This window comes from 'Nostoc azollae' 0708 (assembly GCF_000196515.1).
Lineage (GTDB): Bacteria > Cyanobacteriota > Cyanobacteriia > Cyanobacteriales > Nostocaceae > Trichormus_B > Trichormus_B azollae.
Genome location: NC_014248.1, coordinates 1214104 through 1233339, shown reverse-complemented (window position 1 = coordinate 1233339; position 19236 = coordinate 1214104). Strand labels below are relative to the sequence as shown.

Below are 19236 nucleotides of genomic sequence, written 5' to 3'. Positions count from 1 at the left end.
GAAAACCATCTCTGGCTAACATTGCTTGTCACTTCTCTGACTCCTGCTATATCTCACTACAGTAAGGTCAACACCGCAGCCATGATCAACGGTAAATTCAGTATCCGTTGTCTGAGTCCTAGTTTTCGGTAGTAATTTTCTTGATTTGTAATGGCTGGTGTCAGTAATATTTCCAATTGCTGGGCTATTACTTCATCTTCCACCATTGGTCTCTGTTTCCTTTTGCCGTGGTCTCGATTGGTTTTTTGGCTGCCTGTCATGGCTTGTTTCAATCGCTCAATTACTTGTCTACACTGAGTTGATCACGGTTTTTAACCTATCCAAATACCATCCTTGACAATTTCCTTTTTTCCTTCATTTGTCACTAATGATTCTGATATGTGTTCAATAATTGAGGAATATAATCATAACCGTCTACACCGATAACGGAGATGATTTTAGGACGATTGTGTTGAAGCAAGACTTGGAATTTATCTGTACCGAGTTGTCCTTTGATTATGGTCAATAAACCAGCGGTTTGTCTCCATTCTTGGGAAGAAATTTGTTCTAGTAGAGACATTCCCAGACCACCCGTATAAATAGCTTTTTCGTAATTTTGCAGCTGATAATAAGCTTCTGCTAAATAGGATAAATTTTGTCCTTGAAGATATAAGTCACCGGAAATTTGGGAGGTTTTGAAACCAATTTCTAAATATTTAATGGCGTTTTCGTGTTGTGCGGTGACTAAATAGGCAATTCCTAAGCTGCTAAAACATAAGGACTGAGTTTGCAAATCACCTAATTTTTCGGCTAACTTGAAACCTTGTTCTAAATAATTAATTGCTGATTCATAAACTTCAGGTCCAATGTTTTCTAATTGTTGTGCTTGCATAACTTCGCTGTAACCCAAATTTACCAGCGCGTTAGTTTCTCCGGTTTTGTCACCTGCTTGTCTACTTAATATTAATGCTCTTTGACTGTAATTTATGGCTTCGGGATAATTTTTTTCTTGGACGTAGGTACGACTGAGGTGGTTAAGATTAGCAATTTCACAAACGCTGTCTTTAGCACTTCTGGCTATTTCCAACGCTTGCTGATGGAAACTTATTGAGCGTGGATATCGGCCTAAAGCTCGTTGAGAATAACCTAATAATGTTAAAATTCGCGCTTTCTCTTGTGTTCCTTCCACAGAACGCAGAGGTTCATCTAAATAATCGAGGGCATCACACAAAGAACTACCAGAAAAAGAAGCGAAAATCCCACCATAGAGTGGAAAATAAGGACGTTGGGCAAAGGTTCGTAAAATCTGGAGCATAATTAGAGAAGCTCCATTGCTGTATGCTATTGCTTGAGTTTGAAAACCGGATGCTAATTGACTCCAAATAACTGCAAAGGTCAAGAATGTGGAAATTGATAATTTTGGGCCTGCTTGAATATCATAAGCTTGTTGATCAAACCAGGTAACTAAACCACGTTGTAAGAATTGTAAAACTATTGCTAATTCTACCCAATCACTGAGGGTAATGTTTTGTTGTTTTTGGGTAAATTCAATTGCAGATTGTTCTAATGCTAAGGTGCGGAAAAATGTTTGTGGTATTTCGCTTTTAACTAATTTTGCCCAACTTGCCCAAGGATCTCTTTCACCAGGTACACCACCAAATCCTAGAGAATTTTTTTCTTCATACATCGAACTGAGGAGGTTTTCTTGGATGCGTTGCCAAGCTGCTACACCACGAATTATACCTGTAGAGATTGCCATTAAATCAGAAATAGCTGCACCAAATTGTTGTAAGGATTTGCCTAATTGCTGTAATTGGGATAAATTTAACGGATATTTTTGATTGGGGTCAAGGAAGCGCAAAAATACAGCTAAACGCTGTTCATTGCTGGCAATGGTAATTTCTCGAACTACTAAAGCTATGACTTCTGTGGCTTTGTTTTGTTCTTGCCAGCGTTGCCATTGAGATTCTATGGTTCTAATTGCTCTTAAGCTGCGTGTGCCTTTTGACTTTTTTAGTTCGTCTTTTTCACTATCTACTTGAGTTTGCAGGGTTGTCAAGCGATCACTCAAAGCTAATTCAAATATTTCCCCTGTACCGGAAGCGATACCTTTGAGTAACATTTGGTATACCTGCTCTACAGAGCTAATCTTACCCTTGAGAGTGGTTTCGACAATTTCATCAATTAAGGCGAGGTAGCGATCTTGCAAAGGTAGGGATTCTGACACTTTAGCTAACAAAGAAAACATCACAACAATTCTAATTGTAGTAGGACTGAGGGTGATACAGATTAGCAGCTGAAAGGGGACTTTGGGTTAAAAAACTAGATGCGTGACAGCTTACTCTTGCTGAATTGAATATTTAACCCACATTCTGCACTTCATTCTGTAGTACAGATACAGGTGTAATGAGTACCAAGAATCGCTTAAATAGAGACAATACTGATGTTAATGGCATTATGTCTTTTGCTTTATAATCTAGGTAAAAGACAATTACGGTTTGCTGAAAAAGTCATGAAAAGCCAAGAGAAGAATTGACTAAATAGTCAGATAGGGGAAAAGATAAGTTTTTGTGGGCTGGGGATTATCCAAAACATAATTTTCATTAATAAAAGAAGTGAAAAAAGATGTGGTTTTGAAAAATTGCCATAAAAAGACACAAAAAAGCCGTAAGATAAGAGTAGAAAGATTCATAACTAAAAAAGAAATAGCAATTGCAGTTAAAGAAGTATGAGAAAGTTTAGCCATCACTCTCCCAAGGCTGAATCTTCGTTTAGCTTGTCCGAATTTACCCTCAATATAGTTAGGAATTCTCTCATCCTTCAAAGCTTGTTTCTTTTTTTATTTACTAACATTTTTAGATGGTCTTACCAAAGGAAGTTCACTGATTCTAATACCTCTTTCTTTACACCAAGCACGGTTGTCTCTGTCTTTTATTTCTAACCACTATTTAACAACTTCTTGATTCAATTTGTTGACTAATTTTATATCTATTCTTTCTCGAAAGTGAACTAGCATTAAAGCATCAAATGGAGCTTCGTTACTATACCAACAGAATCCCCTACTTTGCGTTGGATACTTCAGAACCAGTGCGTTCGTTGGGCGGGTTTCCCGACTTGTTAGGGAAGCTCCTCTGAAAGAGGCAGAAACTGGCGTATGCTTCCAAGGGATTCATCTTCTGATTACACAAGGAGTTCAACGAATTTTTAACTTAATTGAGTAACATTATCGTTCTGCTAATTCACCTACGTATACTTATCCATTTCCTAAGAGGAGTGAAAGTATTAAGCAGGAGATTAACAGTGTTTTCACCAAAAAAGCAAACAAGACAAAGGATAAATTATTATCCCCGAAATATTGGATAATTCGAGGATTTTTGATTGGGAAAGTTACAAAGTTTCAATTGGTAAAGGTTGCCAAATTTCACCATATTTTTCCCGTAAGTTTTGCCATCCTTCTACTTGCCCTGGTTCATATTCTCCGGGTTTACCCCATTGTAAAAATATGCTTAAAGCAGGTTCTTGTTGATCATCTAAAAATCGGATTGTATAGGTTGTAAAATTACCTCTTTTTGCCTCACCTGTTTCAAATTTCACTTGAGTAATTTTGTCCATATTCAAATGGAATTCAAATCCTTCGGTATGCATATTGGCATATTTGCCTTTGAGTAGTTCTGCGTAAAATAGCTTTTCTATTTTCCCACGTGCTTCTAAAACTGCGGCGCTGCTAGTGACAATTAAACGTAAAGTTCCTAAATTTTCACAAGCTTCCAAAAATTCTCTCAATGTTGTACTCATAACTCAATACTGCTTGGTTAACTTTTGATCTCCCCAACCCCCCTTAAAAAGGGAGGCTAAGAATGGCTTTATTTCCCCCTTTTCAAAGGTAGCCACCGCGGTGGACGGGTCTCCCGGCATCAAGCAAGTGGCGTGGATTAAGAGGGATCTCCAAGGTTTGAGCATTTTAACTGAGTAGTATTGACTCATAACTTAGTTTTTTACTAATGACTAATTGACTATCTTTCGTGATCTTCGTAAGCGGCGACAATACTCTGTACTAAAGGATGACGAACTACATCTTTTTGGGTAAATTCACAAAAAGCAATGTCTTCTACGTGCTTCAAAATTTGTAAAGCTACTATTAATCCTGATTGTTGATGAAGTGGTAAATCTGTTTGTGTGATGTCACCTGTAATTACCATTCGTGAACCAAAACCCAGACGGGTTAAAACCATTTTCATCTGTGCTGGTGTGGTATTTTGGGCTTCATCAACAATTACAAAGGCATTATCTAATGTGCGGCCACGCATATAAGCGAGTGGTGCAACTTCAATTACTCCACGTTCCATTAAATTGGGGACTTTTTCAGGGTCGATGAATTCATTGATGGCATCATAAAGGGGACGAAGATAGGGATTAACTTTTTGTTGTAGGTCTCCTGGCAAAAATCCCAATTTTTCTCCTGCTTCTACCGCAGGACGGGTTAAGATTAATCGTTCAAATTGATGAGATAGAAGTTCTTGGACAGCAACGACGACAGCAAGATAGGTTTTACCGGTTCCAGCAGGACCGATACCAAAGGTGAGGTCGCGTTTGCGAATGGCTTCAATATATTGTCTTTGACGAAAGGTTTTAGCGCGGATTTCTTGATTACGACGACTTTTGGCGAGGATGTCTCGGTGTAGGTCTTGGAATTCTCCTTGACGATCGGTCTCTATGGCTTGACGGGCTGTTAAAATATCCGCAGTTGATATATTATTGCCTTTACTCCACAGGTTTTCTAGAGATTGCACTAATCGCGCTGCCAGATCAACCTGCTTCTCTGTACCAGCAATTAGGAGTTCCTGTCCACGTAAAACTAAGCTGGCTCCTGTTTGTTGAGATAGAAATTTGAGATTTGCTTCCCCATATCCCCCTAGAGCAATCACACTGGGAATATTAGGCAGCTGAATTGTTAAAGCACCTGCCATAGTTTTTTAGTTATAAGTTCAGGAGCAATTCTTGACGAAGATGATATTTTCCCAAAAAATTGGGCTAAATAATTTTTTGAATTTTTTTAATCTTTATAAGAATTCACAATATTCTAACCTGGAATATGATGAAAAATTCAGCCATCCCAAAATCCTTCAACCCAATAATAAGCACAAACGCTGTCTAAATCAGTCTTTGCTAATCTAAAATCTAAAATCTAAATTTTAATTAATTCTGAGAATAGGCTGGCAACAGATGTCTATACTTTATTGGTAACTCCGTCAGACTAACGAGAGATGCCGAAAAGATTTGACAATCTTGTTGCCACCTGTCTCCATTTTTTTCCAGAACGGATTACTGGGTAAGTCCGTTTAAATTTACCAGTTTAGACCTACTGGAAACGGGGTTTCGCAACAGGTCTGGGGATATTTCCAGTTCTTTCTCTTGATCTTGGTGGGGGTATTCTTTCTTCCTGTTCTTCATCGAAAGACATACCATCCCGACTTTGGGAACTGCTGCCGTAGATCTCCAGGTATACTGACTGCCCAGCCAATTCTGCTGCTGCTGCAACCACTGTGCGAATCGCCTGAATATTGCGCCCCCCCCGACCAAAAACTTTTCCTTTGTCTGCCGGGTCAAAAGCAATGCGAATCCAAGCCCGTTTGAGGATGTGAGACATTTCACAATCGACCCTTAAAGACTCTGGAGATTCTAAAAACGGCTGCACAAGAAATTTTACCAGCCCAATATAGTTAGGACTGGCTGTTGATGATTTCATCTGCAGATTACGATGCGGCTGTTGCACTGACTTGTTCAAAAACGTTAGCTTTTACTAGAATGCGACGAACTGTATCCGTAGGTTGAGCGCCTTGTTGTAGTCGCTTAACTATACCGGGAACATCCAATCGGACTTCATCAGTTCTGGGGTTATAAAATCCTAGTTCTTCTAGGGGACGACCATCACGGCGAGACAGGTCGTTAATAGCAATAATGCGGTAACTTGCCTCCCGCTTTTTACCAAATCGCTTTAAGCGCAGTTTGATCATGTTGAGAACTCGTTGTCCTGTTTGTAAGTTGTGATTTTGTGACTGTTGTCATGAAGAAGTGACTAGGCTAAACGGCCTCTGTTCAAAACTTCCAATACTAAAATGACAATTTTAGCACTTGCTAGGCATTATTGGGGAAAGGTGGCAGGAAACAGGTGACAGGTAGAAGGCAAGAAAGGGAGAAGAAAGAGAATTGCAGTCCCTTCCTTATCTCCGCGCTGTCACCTGTTCCCTATTCCCTGTTTTTAAAGAGTGCCAAAGCCCTTTTTCTTTTTCTCTTTCTTTTTCTTTTTGGTTGGTGGTACGCCACCGGGATAACCACGCCAACCGGGTGCAGGTCGATTTCCTGCCACTAGGGGGTTGCCCATAACGCCTCCACCAAACATTCCTGGCATACCGGGGAATTTACCTTGACCCATTTGTTGCATGAGCGAGCGCATTTTTTGGAAATCTCCCACTAACTTGCTGACATCTGACTCTCTATAGCCAGCACCAGAAGCAATGCGTCGCCGCCGACTGGGAGAACTCGCCAATAAATCCGGGTTGCGGCGTTCTTGCTTGGTCATGGAATTAATCATGGCTTCACAGCGTTTTAGCTGGGTTTCCCCCTGCTTCAACTGGTCATCTGAAAGCTTGCCCATACCCGGAATCAACTTCATGATTCCACCCAAAGACCCCATATTTTTCATGAGGCGTAACTGTTTGAGAAAGTCTGTAAAGTCAAACTTCGCTGACAGGATTTTCTCCTGCATTTGCTCGGCATCTGCCAAGTCAATTTCTTCTTGGGCTTTCTCTACTAAGGTGAGAACGTCACCCATCCCCAAAATCCGCGAAGCCATCCGTTCAGGATAAAACGGTTGTAGCGCCTCGACTTTTTCACCCACACCAACAAACTTAATCGGCGCACCAGAAATTTGTCTTACTGACAGGGCCGCACCACCCCGGCTATCCCCGTCTAACTTAGTGAGAATTGCCCCAGTAATACCTATTTGGTCGTGAAACGTACGAGTCAGATTTGCGGCTTCTTGACCCGTCATTGAGTCCACTACTAGCAAAGTTTCGTCAGGTTCTATAGTTGACTTAATGCGGGATAATTCCGCCATCATATCCTGGTCAATTTGTAAGCGTCCAGCTGTATCAACAATAACTGTATTAATGCCTTCTGCTCTAGCGTGTTCCACACCTTGACGGGCAATTTCTACGGGATCAGCATCGCTGCCTAATTCAAACACAGGTACGTCAATTTGCTTACCCAGTGTCAAAAGCTGCTCAATAGCTGCGGGACGATATACGTCTGTGGCGACTAACAAGCAACTACGATTTAATTTCCGTAAGTGTAAGGCTAATTTGGCAGTAGCAGTGGTTTTACCAGTACCCTGTAAACCTGCCATTAACACGATGGTAGTTTTACCCTCAACTTCTGCTAGGGGAATATTTTCTTCCCCCATCACCTGCACAAGTTCATCGTAAACAATTTTGATAAACTGTTGATCAGGGCGCACGCCAGTGATTACCTCGGCTCCCTGAGCTTTGGTTTCGACTTCAGAAATAAAATCTTTGACTACTTGGAGGTTAACATCTGCTTCTAACAAGGCGCGACGCACCTCGCGCAAAGCATCTTGAATGTTGGATTGAGAGATTTTATCTTGTCCGCGCAGTTTTTTCCAGGCAGATTCTAAACGATCAGATAGTGCATCAAACATAATGTAGTTACAACGTAAGTTAGTCAGTGAGAAAGTCGGAATTAGTTGTATCGCGCTCCAGGATGTCCGGTAAAGTTTGAACGTGCTATCTTACCAGCTTAGTAGTTTTTGCTCCAAACTGTAGCATATAGAGGATTGGAGAGTCGGGACACTTCAAAAAGCTCAGTGAATTGCTGGGGATTGGGAAAGAGTTTTTCCGACAACTAACTGGTAACTTCTTTTTAATTGAAGATTAAATCTAAGAGTTGCTGGGCTGCTTTCAGGGCTTCATCTGGGGAACTTTTACCTAAAAATACTACTTCAACTGCCCTTTCTAAAGGGTCGGAAATGCGAGTATAACCAGGAAAGATGGGACGTGATCGCCCGTGTTTTGCCTGTTGTAAAAATACCTTGATTTGTGGTTGTTCTTTCAGGAATTCTTGATATTTAGGACTTTGAAGCAATTTGATATTTACAGGTAAATAACATGTTCCCAAAGCTAATTCTGTTTGGAAAGGTGCACTCAAAGCATACTCAGCAAATTTAAAGTCGGCTTTTTCTAGTTCTGGACTGGTTTTGAACAAAAACAGATTCTCTCCACCTATTACGGTAGCAGGTTCTTGAGCAACAGGAATGGGAAAAACATCAAAATGTAGACCACTCTGTTTCAATTCTGCTAAACTCCACAGGATTGTTACCTACATGGCTACCTTCCCATTAAGCAGGCTTTCTATCTCATAACCCCTTTCTAAACTGGATAATATAGCAGAACCATCTTTGATTAAATTTTGCCAAAGTTGGAAAGCTGTGATCGCTCCTTGATTATCTGCCAAAACAACATCTGCTGCACTTTGAGAATCACCCTTTACTAATATTACTGCCACGACTCCACATAAACAGCAACCAGGTAAAAACTGTAAGTTCTCCCTTTCCCGCAGGTAGCAGTATTCCATATTGATTTATCTGCCCATTTCCATTAGTATCAAGAGTGAATTTTTTAGCAACTTGTCGTAAGTCTTCCCACGTCTGCGGTAACTGAGTAATTCCTACAGCTTTAAATAAACTTGGGCGGTAATAAACATTAACGTTATTTGTAGCAAATGGGACTGACCAAATTTTACCTTTGTATTCCATTGATGTATACAAAGTTGGATTAATATTTTAACTGGAGATTTAGCTAACTTGTCATCTCAAGCTATGATTGCCCCCAGTTCGACTAATTGTCCTGGAATTGTGGGATTCTACCACAATAAATCAGGTAGTGTATTTCCTACCAGTGCTGTCAATTGGGTATTTCTTGATCTTGTTGCCCCACATACAGTGATTCTAGCTGGATATTTGAGTGAGTTTGATTAAATTTGTCTACCAGTTTTTGTAAAATATCCGGATTTGGTGGTGGATTTACACCATGCCACAGAGTTATATGAGTTACTTTATGAGGATGTATAGCTTGATAACCACCCAAAGCCAAGATACCTACAAACAGCACTAGCAGTAAACTACTAAGGTAATATTGTACTTTCTTCGATTTGCGTCGGAAATTGTGGGGAACTAAAAGTTGATCCACATGATTGACAAATTTAAGCAGTTTCATCATCAAAACTTGAGAACTTGCACAATCAATGATCTTCTAGCAGGGAATCAGGACTGGGGAGATGAGGGAGATGGGGAAGATGGGGAAGTGATTTTTCTAATGCCCACCAATCACCAATCACCAATCACCAATGACGTTATATTCTATGTTTGAATAGACTGTTAACATTTTTCTTTCTTTATGGCAGGACATAGTAAATGGGCAAATATTAAGCATCAGAAGGCGATAGTAGATGCAAAAAGGGGAAATGTCTTTACGCAGCTATCGCGGGCGATAATAGTTGCTGCGAGAAATGGTGTACCAGATGCGGCGGGAAATTTTCAACTGCGGACGGCGATTGATAAGGCGAAGGCGGCGGGAATTCCCAATGATAATATTGAAAGAGCGATTGCCAAGGGTGCTGGTACTTTTGGGGGCGATAACTCCAGTTTAGAAGAAATTCGCTATGAAGGTTATGGTCCTGGTGGTGTGGCGATTTTAATTGAAGCCCTCACAGATAATCGTAATCGCACAGCCGCAGATTTGCGGGTTTCTTTTAGCAAAAATGGCGGGAATTTGGGTGAAACTGGTTGTGTGAGTTGGATATTTGCCCAAAAATGGGTGTGTATAGTTGAGGGTCGGGTTAATGAAGAACAGCTTTTAGAAGCTTCATTGGAAGGTGATGCTGAGTCCTATGAAATGATTGCTGAGGAAATGGTTGAGGTTTTTACTGAGCTGGTAAATTTAGAAAAACTTAGTCACACATTGAAAACAAAGGGTTTTAATGTTACAGATATAGAGTTGCGTTGGATTCCTGGGAATCAGGTGGAAGTTACAGATCCTGATCAGGCTAAATCTCTTCTTAAATTAATTGATACTTTAGAAGGGTTAGATGATGTGCAGAATGTCACGGCTAATTTTGAAATGGCTGAGAATTTAATGGCTGCAATGGCTTAGTATTCTGCACGGTTAACCGACTGCGATCCCTTGCTCTCTTAGGGAACTTGCGTAAAAATAATAGGTAAAACGCCGTGATCTATCTTAACAATGTCACTTACCCAGCTTACTCAAATTCTTCCCTCTTCTCACACACCCACAAACCAACGGGGATATGATTATGATTTGGTAATTGTCGGTGGTGGGATTGTTGGTTTAACTCTGGCTGCTGCTTTAAAAGACTCTGGCTTAAGTATACTGCTAATTGAAGCCAAGGTGACATCTGCCGCAGTAGCTAAAGGCCAAACTTATGCTGTACATCTGCTGTCAGCCCGAATTTTTCAAGGAATTGGAATTTGGGATAAAATACTGCCTAATATAGCTAAATATAGACAGGTGCGTTTATCTGACGCAGACTATTCTGAGGTGGTGAAATTTCAAGATTCTGATTTAGGGTTACAAGAATTAGGTTATGTGGGAGAACATTATGCACTGTTACAACCTTTACAGGAATTTTTGGCAGGTTGTAAAGATGTAACTTATCTATGTCCTGCAGAAGTAGTAAGTACGCAGAATGAGCAAGATATAGTTACCATTAATATCAAATTTGAAGGTGAGAATCGGTCAATTCGGAGTAAATTATTAGCAGCGGCTGATGGTTCAAAGTCGCCAATTCGTCAAGCAGCGGGAATTAAAACAAAAGGCTGGAAATATTGGCAGTCTTGTATTGTGGCTTTTGTGAAACCAGAAAAATCACATAATTATACAGCCTACGAAAAATTTTGGTCTAGTGGACCTTTTGCAATTTTACCTTTACCGGGGAATCGTTGCCGCATTGTTTGGACTGCACCCCATGAAGAAGCAAAAGCCTTGTGTGCTCTGAGTGATGAGGAATTTTTGGCTGAACTCACCAAGTATTATGGTGATCAGATGGGTAAATTGGAATTATTAGGTGATCGCTTTATTTTTCAGGTACAGTTGATGCAGAGTGATCGCTATGTTCTCCCCCGTTTGGCTTTAGTCGGTGACGCAGCACACAACTGTCATCCTGTCGGTGGACAAGGTTTGAATTTAGGGATTCGTGACGCAGCAGCATTAGCGGAAGTTATCCAAACAGCAAACCAAGCTGGTGAAGATATCGGTAAAATTGAGATTCTCAAAAAATATGAAAGTTGGCGAAAAAAAGAAAACCTGACAATTTTAGGTTTTACTGATTTGTTAGATAGAGTGTTTTCTAATAATTTTTTCCCAGTGGTAATTTTACGACGCCTAGGTTTATACTTGATGGAGCGAGTACCCATGCTCAAAATATTTACACTCAAATTGATGATTGGCTTGAAGGGAAAAACTCCAGAATTGGGAAAAAAGATAAAATGCTGACAAGATAGCAAATGGCTACTATTCATGGCACTAGTACAGTACCGCGTAAATAAACCAACCATTCCAAATCTCTGAAAAGCTTACACCATATAAATTTTGAATTTTGTTGGCTTAGCTGTTCTGAAAGAAGCATTTTGAATTCACGGCGGTACTAGTTCCAATGACAACGGTACTTTTCAAGGTACTCGTATCTAATATTTTACCCTATACTTGCAGGTATAAATTTGGCAGACACCATCTATGGCTATGGTGGTAATGATATTCTCAACGGTGGTGCTGGGTTAACGGCATTTTTCTTGCTGTATTTCTATATTTGCAACAAAATCCGTAACAGAAATTGTAACAAGAATATTATTTAGCCCTATTCTCGTCTAAATTGATGGAAAGTTAGAGGAAATCCCCGCATCAAGGGGTAATGTTTAAAGATATTAGAGATTGTCAAATTCTATTTCTGAGTCTATTCCTGATTTTAGGGATTGGCACACGACACTGGACATTGCGGCCTGAATTAATTTTAATAGCGATCACAACTTGTCTATCAACCCAATGGATATTGTCATGAGTAATTAGCAAACACGCAAATGATCAACCACCATCCTTTAATCTCCGCAGCGCCTTAATTACCTCTCTCGGAGTCAGTTTATTACTAAGGGCTGACCATTCATTCATTGGACAACCATGGCTTTAACTGCAGGCACCACAATAGGTAGGAAATTTGTCTTCCAAACAGGTGATAAGCGTTTTTTCAAACCCCCCAACTTTGGCATTATTTCCGCCTTAGCCCTTACCACTGATGCTTGAGGTTCCCCTGGACAGTGGCGAGAAGAATGGTGGTATGTGTTGCGGCTCACAAACATAAATAAATGCTCCAGCTTGCAAACAAGACAATTTGTGGCTCAAATTAATTGCAAATAAGATGATTGCAGTTCAGATCGAATTAATTGCAAACCGACTGAAAATAATTGCAAGCTGGTTGCAATCATCCAGTTCGGCTCAAGTTAATTGCAAATAAGCATCCTGCTTATTTGCAAAAGGTTTTGGAGTCATCTCAATAGTAAAAGAACTTGGGTAACATGGCGAAGAGATGATTTAGCCCTTAGACCTGTCACGAAAATTAACTTGGTGTCAAAAAAATAGTAGAAGGGAATTTTGAGGGTGTAGCAAAAGGAAAAATCCACTAAATTAACTATATTCAAGAATATCCACATGGTAGAAAACAAATACTGGGAATAACTAACCATCAGTTTCAGGACTTGTTAGCCAAAGGTGAAATGCACCAGAGAAAACTTCAAGGTGACATAGAAAGTAAAAAGATAGGTATAAATTCAGAAAGGAGCAGGGGGGAAAAGGAAACTAGAGATAAAAGAACAGGTATGTCTATGCTTGTTCTATTTGACGAAAATGCCAACATTTGAGGTTTTAAGTTTGCATTTCGGTATATGGAAAACGGAAGCAAAGGACACATTTCATTACTGGCTAGAGATATTACGAGATGTTTTCCCTCCTAGTCTCCTTGAACAGGTAGAAAAGCATGATAGCGATTATGCATGCCATGGCCATAGAACTATTGACGGAGTTTCACTTAATAGTGGACAGCATGGAACACCCATGAGGAAGACCTTCAGATAATCAGGACCAAGAAAAGTATTTTCCAGGTAAGAACAAGCAGCACAGATTTAAAAATCAGTTTGTCAACTTACCAGAAGGAAAAGATATTGTCGATGTAGAAGTAGGAGAAAAAGGCCCAAGCAGTGATATTAGCTTATTTCGAGAGCAACAAGAAGAGTTCCATAACAACCAAATATTTGAAGGAGATAAAGCATATCAAGGAGGAAAGAATATTAGCACAGCTTATAAGAAACCACGTAAAGCAGAATTAACCTCAGAACAAAAGGCAGGAAACAAGGAGTTTTTCACCAAGGGTATTGTTGTTGAACAGGTCATTAGACTTGTAACAATATTCCGGGTACCTCAACAAAGATTTCCCCTGGATTCCCCAATTTACTCACAAGTAATTCTTACTATTTGTGGTTTAGTCACATTAGGAATTGGTTCATTAGTTTTGCCCATTTCATAAATGTTATGGATATGAGGTCAGTTATGAATTTGTCATCAACATCTTCATGGATAGGAACTATCAGTTACTATTCCCAACCCTGATTCTTTCCTTGGCTCTTTCCTCATCTTAACACTATGGAAAGCCAGACACAGACTCCTTTCTAAATTTTCGGACCTCTCTAATGAGTTGGGTTGTTGAGTTTCATCAGGATTTTGAGCCAGAATTTGATGCTCTACCAGAAGAAGTGCAGAATAGGTTACTTGCTCGTGCTGGTCTATTAGAAGCTTTCGGTTCGGAATTAGGACGACCTCATGTTGACACGCCTAATGGTTCACGACATAGCAACATGAAGGAACTAAGGTTTAAAGCAGGAGATGGTTTTTGGCGCACCTCAGTAATAACTTCCAGGAGATTAAGACCATGTTTAGAAGCAGTAGAAAGAAAATAAAGGATATTAGCGAATGAAACCACTTTCATCGAATGAGCGAAAACCACTAGAAATTCTCTGCTTGCACTTCATCATCCGCAAATCACGTTCTGCTTGATTTTTGGTAAAAAGAACATCAGGTTCGGTTTGGTTAAAGGATAGAAAGTTTTCCACTGTGAATCTGATTAACATATTGCTTGAATTTGAACTATCTAACTAATAGCCTTAATCATACTTGTAAACCAAATCTCACGTTAAATTATTTTGTCAATGTTGCTTGCTGATTAGCTGTTAATTCTACATCCACTTCTTCCAAAGATGGACGCGCACACAAATAAATCAACGCACCAAATAAAGGAACTACAGAAAATAGCCAAAATAATGGATTATCCTTCCGATCCCGTCCCGTTATATTATCTACGAATAAGGTACGCAATAATAAACTCAACATACAAAAATCCAGACTCATGACATGAATAAATCTGCTAGTTTGCCATTGTTGAGCAAAATTAACCCAGTCTCCTTACAAACTATATACAACTAAAGGACCTGCACCTAAAGTTAGTAAAACACCAGTGATGCGAGAATCAAATATTTTGATCAATAGATTTTTTTCGACCTACAAATTCTGGATTCGGTCCTCTTAAAGCTAAATACGGTAAAAGTGCAAAAGCACCAACTGCAAAGGAACCTTTAGCAAACGGCCAAGCGTGGATTTTTGCTTTCTCCCATCAATACGCACCGTAGATTAAAGGCCAGATACCCATAATGTAATATCAGGTAATTATGACAGTATTAATCCCTTGGAAATTACCTGTAGAAAGATTTTTAATTAACTCCAAAGTATGTGGTTGATCAGGAGGAGCAAGTAAAAAGGCATAGGAAATAAATCCTAGCCATAATAAACCAAAAGAAATTTTTCTCAGCATAAACTTATGAAGTTTAACTAAAAGCTTCCGATAGATAATCTGCTGCGGCTGCCACAACTGCGATCGCACCTTCATAGTCTAACCGAGTTGGACCCAAAACACCTACACTTCCCACAGGGATAGAACCCCGACGATAAGTAGACGAAATTAATGAACAAGTCCGAATCGGTTCTAGTGGATTTTCTGTCCCAATTCTCACTGTCACCCTTGGCTTACCCATTTCCTCAACATCTGATTCTTCACAAATTAACCGCCATAATTGCTCTTGTTCTTCTTCTAAAAGATGGATGATAGTTTGTACTTGTTGTACTTGAGAAAACTCTGGTTGACGTAACACCTCACCCACACCCCTCACCATAATTTGTGTTGCATTTGGTACCACGGTCCGACGCGCTAATTCTGCAACTGAATTTTTCAAGAATTCTCCATAGCGTTGAAACTCTTGATCTAATTCACTCCAATCCAGTTTGGCTAATTCTAATAAACTTCGTCCTCGTAAATGGCTATTCAAAAAGTTAGAAACAATCTGTAATTCGTGATCAATTACTGCTGGATCAGGTTTAGTTTCTGACGACGCAGTGAACAAATCCATCACCTTAGAATGTGTCTCATAACTATCTGTCACCACAATCAGCATAATTCTATCACCTTCAATTTGCACTAATTGCAAATGTATTAACTGCACTGTAGTTGTTTGTGGCATAGTAATCAAGGTAATACAGCCACTCAAAGTTGCCAAAATTTGAGCCGCACCTTGTAAAAAAGCTTCCAAACTCCAATCTTCCCAATGGAGACGTTGTTGTAAAGCATTTTCCACTTCTTTAGTTAAAGCTTCTGTTCGTGTAGGGTCTCGCAGAGAAGGTGTAATAAGTTGATCAACATAAATCCGATAACCAGAATCAGAAGGTATTCTACCCGCAGAAGTATGTGGTTGGTAAAGTAATCCTGATTTTTCTAAAACGCCCATGACATTGCGGATGGTTGCGGAACTAACACCAAGGTCAAATTCTTCAATTAGGGCTTTAGAACCAACAGGTTCTGCTGTAGCAATATAGTGGCGCACAGTTGCCCAAAGTATATGCTGTTGTCGATTTGTCAGCTGGACTTGCATAGGAGGATATTTTACTGAAGGCAAATTTTAACCAAGGTTTGAAAAAATCCGTGGTGTTCACCACACAAAAAAAGATTAATTATTAATTAAGTCAAGATTACAAATTATATACTTATACTATATTAATTTAGTGCAAAGCTTCTAGTGCAAAGCTTCCCTTCAGCATTTATTTTATGCGTATTCACTCATACAGCCTCACCTATAGCACAAAAAAAGATAAACTCAGCTCTACTTAATCATATTATTTCATCACATCCCTTGAATAAGCTGTAGTTGAATATACAAAAGATCCATTTGGGTTCTGTTACATGGCTAGTTGTGAGCAAATAAAGGGGGAAGAAGGCAGTTAACAGCAATAACTTATAACTGACCTATTTCCTAATACTGAGGAATTGCTGAATCAACTAATATGGAGTAGGCAGAAATACCGCCCGTAATATTTTTAACATTTGTAAAACCTTGAGCTACTAACCATTGACACATTTGAGCAGAACGAACACCGTGATGACACAGAACAATAGTTTCTGCATTAGGGTCAAAACGATTAGGTACTTCTTCACCCCATTGTGCAAATTCACTCAGAGGCAGGTTGACAAAGCCCTCAATACTGGCTATTTCCACTTCTTTAGGTTCGCGCACGTCTATCAACTGCAAACCAGGCTCACTGTCAGCAAGACGTTTTGCTAGTTCTTCCACGCTAATCTGGGTCAAGGATTGACCAAAATATTTACCTGTCATGTAGTTTTCCTAAAGAATCCTATACTATTTCATGGTGGCAGAAAAGTGAGAAAATAGGTTGAATGTGAATAATCAACGTTCCTTTTTTGGTTTCATAATAGCTGGTGTCATTGCTGTGCTACTAATTGCGGTTGCTGGCTTTTACTGGTTTTTCGGCAGAATTCCCGTGAAATTCAGCACCCTTATCTCTCAACCAGGGGCTGCTATATTTGTGTCGAAGTTCTCACCTGTAATGGTGTCATTGCTGGTTAATCCTGACCGTTTGCAAGCAATAGAACAACAAGGGGAAATTTCTAAATTCAAAAACAGTTTATTAGCAAAAAGTAATATAAATTACCAGGACGATATTAAACCTTGGCTCAATAATGAAATTACATTGGCTGTTACTAGCCAAGATATAGACCGTGATCCAGAAAATGGACTACAGCCAGGGTATTTCATGGCACTTTCTACTGATAACCCAGAAAAAAGCCGCGAGTTTGTGGAAGTGTTGTTTTCTAAGCGGGCTTTAACTGGAACAAATTTAGAAGTAGAACAATATAATGGTGTGAAATTACTTTATGACTATCCCGAAATAGCAAGACTCACAGAAATCCAAAATCCAAAGTCCAAAATCCAAAATAGTTTAGCTGGTGCGGTTATTGATAATTTTGTCCTGTTTGCTAATGATATTAAGGTGCTGCGAGAAGCAATTAATAATGTTCAAGCTCCAGATTTAAATTTGAGCAGTTATCCCGAATATGAGCAAGCTATTAAAGAATTACCTAAAGGTGCTGTAGCTGTAAGTTTCCTAAATTTGCCACTGGTTGCACAATGGCAAGGTCTAGAACTGCGAGAATCAACCTATAACAGCCAATTCATTTCTTTGGTATTAAATTCCCAAGGACTTTTGGCTGAAAGTACATTTTTCACTGCGTCCGAAGTTGTACCTGTATCTGTTCCACTGTCTAAACCTGTGGGTGCATTGCAGTATATTCCAAAATCGGTAGGTTTGGCGATCACAGGTGCAAATTTAACCAATCTGGGTGAGAGTAATTTAGCAAAACTCTGGCAACAAGGAACAGCAACAATCTATGGTTCACCGGAAGAGGCTATTTCTCGTTGGCTCAAAGCTGTGGTTGATGTAAAAAATCACTGGGGTTTAAACTTGAATGAGGATATTTTTAGTTGGGTAGTAGGAGAATATGCAATTGGTCTTTTACCCAATCCAGCAAATAGAAACCCTGATTGGGTGTTTGTCGTGGAAAAAACACCGCAATTAGAATCAGGTATAGCGCGATTAGATCAGGTTGCTAAGAACAAGGGTTTTAATGTCAGTTCCCTCACCCTCAACCAGCAAACAGTCTCCGCTTGGACAGAGTTAACTGCTACTACTCAAGATCAAGCAGATGTCAACTTCGAAGCAAAAATCCGGGGAGCCCATACAACCATTGATAATTATGAAATTTTCACCTCTGATTTGGGAACCTTGGAGAAAATTCTCTCCAGTCGGGAAAATTCTTTCCTTGATAATCCCAATTTTCAGGATGATGTAGCTGTCTTCCCTAAATCAAACCAAGGTTATGTATATATTGACTGGAAAAAGAGCCAAGATATTCTGGAACGTCAGCTACCGATTCTCAAATTTGTAGAGGTGTTGGCTAAACCACTATTTAACAATTTGCGATCACTTACAGTTAGTACTTACAGGAGTGAATCAAGAACTCTGAAAGGCGGTATATTTTTCAACCTCGGGTTATGAATTATTCCTGAAAAGGTAGAACCTCGGCTTTTTTTCAGAAGGCGGGGATCTCAACATCGTTAATTTTATGTTTGTGTCAGATTCAAATGTCACATAGCGACTCCCAATTGATCATGTTCTTACCTAAAATTAGTATCTACAGTTAGAGAAAATTATTTGGGAGGGCTAATATGAGAGAGAGTCACTTTTGGCTTCAATTTTGTCAAGCTAGCTGGCTATTAGCGTCCATTATCACTATCATGGCTACACCTGTATTAGCCCAAAAAGCCAACTTTGGAACCCTGAAACTGTCACCAGGGTTTGAAGCGCAAAAAGGAATTGTGACTGGTTTTACAGGTGGTTCTTACTCCTTCTCTGCAATGAGTAACCGTGATCGCGATCAAAAAGTGTGTATTGGTTTTGGTGATCCTAATCCTGATCACATCCTGGTTCTAGAAAAAGACTTTGATAACCTAAAAATATTAATTAACAGCGGTGGTAAAGATACCACTATATTCATCAAAGGGCCAGATGATGGAACAATTCGCTGTGGTGATGATATTGGTAAAAGTAAAGAGGCTAGTGTGAGCGATCGCAACTGGAAAAAAGGTATTTATCAGCTTTGGGTAGGTACATTTAACCCCGGAGTTCAAGATAACTACACCTTAACAATAGAGCAATAGGGAAT

At 39.6% G+C, this 19236-nt stretch carries 16 protein-coding genes and 5 pseudogenes; 9 read left to right on the top strand and 12 right to left on the bottom strand.

What is annotated here, in order from left to right:
* Positions 1–56: 56 nt before the first annotated feature.
* The 9 genes and pseudogenes from AAZO_RS43375 to AAZO_RS05535 form a co-directional block, all read right to left on the bottom strand.
* The gene (locus AAZO_RS43375) at positions 57–260 is read right to left on the bottom strand and encodes a hypothetical protein (RefSeq protein ID WP_041639533.1); all 204 of its coding nucleotides are present in this window, start codon (positions 258–260) and stop codon (positions 57–59) included.
* Between the two features lie 104 nt (positions 261–364).
* Complete coding sequence (locus AAZO_RS05570; RefSeq protein ID WP_013190494.1) at positions 365–2206, bottom strand: tetratricopeptide repeat protein; 1842 nt, start codon at positions 2204–2206, stop codon at positions 365–367.
* Between the two features lie 309 nt (positions 2207–2515).
* Positions 2516–2911: pseudogene (locus AAZO_RS05565) on the bottom strand (transposase); the annotation flags it as partial.
* 455 nt (positions 2912–3366) lie between these two features.
* Positions 3367–3774: a ChuX/HutX family heme-like substrate-binding protein gene (locus tag AAZO_RS05560; protein ID WP_013190493.1), complete on the bottom strand. Its 408-nt coding sequence runs from the start codon at positions 3772–3774 to the stop codon at positions 3367–3369.
* A gap of 218 nt (positions 3775–3992) precedes the next feature.
* On the bottom strand, positions 3993–4946 hold the full coding sequence (locus AAZO_RS05555; RefSeq protein WP_013190491.1) for a PhoH family protein: 954 nt from the start codon (positions 4944–4946) through the stop codon (positions 3993–3995).
* Between the two features lie 392 nt (positions 4947–5338).
* Positions 5339–5725 (bottom strand): KH domain-containing protein, encoded by a 387-nt coding sequence (locus AAZO_RS05550; protein ID WP_013190490.1) that lies wholly within the window; start codon positions 5723–5725, stop codon positions 5339–5341.
* 7 nt (positions 5726–5732) lie between these two features.
* On the bottom strand, positions 5733–5993 hold the full coding sequence (rpsP, locus tag AAZO_RS05545) for a 30S ribosomal protein S16 (protein ID WP_013190489.1): 261 nt from the start codon (positions 5991–5993) through the stop codon (positions 5733–5735).
* 245 nt (positions 5994–6238) lie between these two features.
* Entirely contained in the window at positions 6239–7696 is a 1458-nt protein-coding gene (gene ffh, locus AAZO_RS05540; protein WP_013190488.1) for a signal recognition particle protein, read from the bottom strand.
* Between the two features lie 221 nt (positions 7697–7917).
* Positions 7918–9269 (bottom strand): annotated as a pseudogene (locus tag AAZO_RS05535) (ABC transporter substrate-binding protein).
* A 180-nt stretch (positions 9270–9449) separates the two neighbouring features.
* Here AAZO_RS05535 and AAZO_RS05525 point away from each other — a divergent pair.
* The 7 genes and pseudogenes from AAZO_RS05525 to AAZO_RS05505 all read left to right on the top strand — a co-directional run bounded on the left by AAZO_RS05525 (position 9450) and on the right by AAZO_RS05505 (position 14071).
* Positions 9450–10205 carry a YebC/PmpR family DNA-binding transcriptional regulator gene (locus tag AAZO_RS05525; protein WP_013190487.1) on the top strand — a complete coding sequence of 252 codons (756 nt, stop codon included), beginning with the start codon at positions 9450–9452 and terminating at the stop codon, positions 10203–10205.
* Positions 10206–10295: 90 nt separating this feature from the next.
* The gene (locus AAZO_RS05520; protein ID WP_013190486.1) at positions 10296–11564 is read left to right on the top strand and encodes an FAD-dependent hydroxylase; all 1269 of its coding nucleotides are present in this window, start codon (positions 10296–10298) and stop codon (positions 11562–11564) included.
* Positions 11565–11788: 224 nt separating this feature from the next.
* Positions 11789–11923, top strand: a complete 135-nt coding sequence (locus AAZO_RS40960) for a hypothetical protein (RefSeq protein WP_266888365.1) — start codon at positions 11789–11791, stop codon at positions 11921–11923.
* A 56-nt stretch (positions 11924–11979) separates the two neighbouring features.
* A pseudogene (locus tag AAZO_RS37030) lies at positions 11980–12362 on the top strand (Na+-transporting NADH:ubiquinone oxidoreductase, subunit NqrB); the annotation flags it as partial.
* A 603-nt stretch (positions 12363–12965) separates the two neighbouring features.
* Positions 12966–13193 (top strand): transposase family protein, encoded by a 228-nt coding sequence (locus tag AAZO_RS28920; protein ID WP_266888362.1) that lies wholly within the window; start codon positions 12966–12968, stop codon positions 13191–13193.
* Positions 13194–13239: 46 nt separating this feature from the next.
* Positions 13240–13641 (top strand): annotated as a pseudogene (locus tag AAZO_RS28915) (transposase family protein); the annotation flags it as partial.
* Positions 13642–13804: 163 nt separating this feature from the next.
* On the top strand, positions 13805–14071 hold the full coding sequence (locus tag AAZO_RS05505) for a type II toxin-antitoxin system RelE/ParE family toxin (protein WP_013190485.1): 267 nt from the start codon (positions 13805–13807) through the stop codon (positions 14069–14071).
* A 238-nt stretch (positions 14072–14309) separates the two neighbouring features.
* Here the strand turns inward: AAZO_RS05505 and AAZO_RS05500 are convergent.
* The 3 genes and pseudogenes from AAZO_RS05500 to AAZO_RS05490 form a co-directional block, all read right to left on the bottom strand.
* A pseudogene (locus AAZO_RS05500) lies at positions 14310–14979 on the bottom strand (DUF2834 domain-containing protein).
* Between the two features lie 13 nt (positions 14980–14992).
* A complete protein-coding gene (gene hrcA, locus AAZO_RS05495) occupies positions 14993–16090 on the bottom strand; it encodes a heat-inducible transcriptional repressor HrcA (protein ID WP_013190483.1) in 1098 nt (365 codons plus the stop codon).
* Between the two features lie 378 nt (positions 16091–16468).
* Entirely contained in the window at positions 16469–16828 is a 360-nt protein-coding gene (locus AAZO_RS05490) for a rhodanese-like domain-containing protein (RefSeq protein WP_013190482.1), read from the bottom strand.
* Between the two features lie 64 nt (positions 16829–16892).
* On the opposite strand from AAZO_RS05490, the gene AAZO_RS05485 reads away from it, so the two are divergent.
* Both AAZO_RS05485 and AAZO_RS05480 read left to right on the top strand, forming a co-directional pair.
* Positions 16893–18569, top strand: coding sequence for a DUF3352 domain-containing protein (locus AAZO_RS05485; protein WP_013190481.1), 1677 nt, complete (start codon positions 16893–16895; stop codon positions 18567–18569).
* A 170-nt stretch (positions 18570–18739) separates the two neighbouring features.
* Complete coding sequence (locus tag AAZO_RS05480) at positions 18740–19231, top strand: hypothetical protein (RefSeq protein WP_013190480.1); 492 nt, start codon at positions 18740–18742, stop codon at positions 19229–19231.
* The last annotated feature ends 5 nt before the right edge of the window (positions 19232–19236 follow it).